The 611-nt window shown below is 70.4% G+C and carries 1 protein-coding gene; it reads left to right on the top strand.

The features are described 5' to 3' along the window. Positions 1–611: hypothetical protein (locus AC2SGK_RS18340; protein ID WP_488324806.1), on the top strand; the 611-nt coding region annotated here is incomplete at both ends.

Below are 611 nucleotides of genomic sequence, written 5' to 3'. Positions count from 1 at the left end.
CTTCATCGCCGCGAAGCCCATTGAGCCCACGCAGTGGAGCGTGGCCTATGAGGTGATCCTTTCGCCGCTTGGCGAGCAGGTGCGCCGCCCGCAGCGCGGTCAGTCCATCGGCGCTGGCCCGCTTGGCGTCGGCGATGCTGGATATGCCCAGACCGGCGCGGCCACGATGAATGTCTGGGCGATCCGCCAAGGCGCGAACCTCGACGCGCAGCGGGTCAGCGGGGCGGTGACGATCCCACTGGCGGCTGCGGGCGAGGGCCGGTACTCCCTGGTCTGCTTCAACCCCTTCACGAACGCTTGGAGCGTTGTGGCTGGCCCATCGCGGCTGCGGGACTCGCAGGGCTTCCGGCCTGCGGCTTCGCCCGGTTCGCGGGGCATGTTCCTGGTCCGCGCAGGCGATGCGGCGATCACGGAGGTGTTTCCGGTCCATCGGCTCGGCGGCGACGGCATCAGCGAGACGATCCGGCCTCTGCTGGACGAGGCGCGCCGCCGCAATCAGGCCATGTGCCCGCGGTTCATGCGCAAGGTGGGGCGCAGGCAGCCGCTGCGCATCCTGTCGATCGGCGACAGCATCACCCAGGCCAGCGGATCGGATGCCGGGGCGGCAGCAC

This window comes from Paracoccus sp. NIOT.M2S5SZ12, from assembly GCF_057748165.1.
Note: the sequence above shows the minus strand (reverse complement) of the source record. Positions and strands in the feature narration are given on the sequence as shown.